Genomic DNA, 1,317 nt, shown 5'->3' with positions numbered 1-1,317 from the left:
TGTCAAGTACTGGGTTTGATGGAGAGTCGGTTACCTGGTTTTCTGGAGTGGTGGGTGGGGCTCAGCCGCGAAGTAGGCGGCCTCGTGCTCGGCTGGGGTGACGTGGCCGAGTTCGCCGTGCAGGCGCCGCCGGTTGAACCAGTCAATGTATTCGGCCACCGCGATCTCGACGTCGTTGATGGACGTCCACGGTCCCCTGTTCCGAATCAACTCGGCCTTGAACAAACTGTTGAACGCCTCGGCCAGCGCATTGTCGTAGGAGTCGCCGCGCGAGCCGACCGAGGCCACCGCGGCCTCGTCCGCGAGGCGCTCGGTGTAGCGCAGCGCACGGTATTGCACTCCGCGATCCGAATGGTGCGTCAGACCGACCAGGTCCGCACCGTCCCGGCGGCGTCGCCAGATGGCCATGTTCAGCGCATCCAGGGCCAGATCGGTGTAGAGGCTGGTGGCGACCTGCCAGCCCACGACCATCCGGGAGAAGACGTCGGTGACGAACGCGGCGTAGACCCAGCCGGAGAAGGTGCGGATGTAGGTGATGTCGGCGACCCACAACTGGTTGGGCGCCGGCGCGGTGAACTGCCGCTCGACCAGGTCGGCCGGCCGTCCCGTCTCGGGCGAGGGCCGGGTGGTGCGCGGACCCTTGGCCCGGCTGATCCCGCGCAGGCCCGCGCGGCGCATCAGCCTCTCGACGGTGCAGCGGGCCACCGGGCGTCCGGCCCGGCGGAGCACGGCGTGGATCTTCCGGACCCCGTAGACGCCATAGTTGGCGGCGTGGATCACCCGGATCTCCTCGGTGAGGGCCGCGTCGCTGCGGCTGCGGGCCGAGGGCGGCCGGCGGCGGGCGGCGTAGTAGGTGCTCGGCGCGATCTCGGCGTCCGTCCCGGCCAGGGCGTCGCAGATCGGCTGGACGCCGAACTGTTCTTTGTGCTGGTCGATGTAGGCGACCCTCAGTGCGCGGGGCGGTCCAGCTCCGCGGCGAAGAAAGCCGACGCGGACTTCAAGATCGCGTTCGCGCGGCGCAGTTCCTTGTTCTCGCGCTCGAGTTCGGCGATGCGGGCGGCATCGGTGCTGGTGCTGCCCTCACGCAGGCCTTGGTCGGTCTCGGAGCGCTTGACCCAGGTGCGCAGGGCCTCGGGGTGGACGCCCAGCTGCTCGGCGATGCGGCGCAGCGCTCCGGTGCGGGTCGCGGGGTCGCTGCGGGCCTCGATTGCCATCCGGGTAGCACGTTCGCGCAGTTCGTCGGAGTACTTCTTGGGGCCGGCCATGGTTGCCATCCTTGCGGGTCATCGATGTCTCCATCAAACCCGGGGCGATTCA

The 1,317-nt window shown here is 69.0% G+C and carries 1 protein-coding gene; it reads right to left on the bottom strand.

What is annotated here, in order from left to right; all coding sequences use genetic code 11:
* Positions 1–30: 30 nt before the first annotated feature.
* Positions 31–1,265 (bottom strand): IS3 family transposase gene (locus BIV57_RS19240; RefSeq protein ID WP_107409630.1). Its coding sequence is split into 2 segments (ribosomal slippage): positions 31–986 and positions 986–1,265, totalling 1,236 coding nucleotides; the frame shifts between segments, so codons are not numbered across the junction.
* Positions 1,266–1,317: the final 52 nt, after the last annotated feature.

Origin of the sequence: Mangrovactinospora gilvigrisea, from assembly GCF_001879105.1 — a bacterium.
GTDB lineage: Bacteria > Actinomycetota > Actinomycetes > Streptomycetales > Streptomycetaceae > Mangrovactinospora > Mangrovactinospora gilvigrisea.
This window is presented reverse-complemented; position numbering and strand designations above follow the sequence as displayed.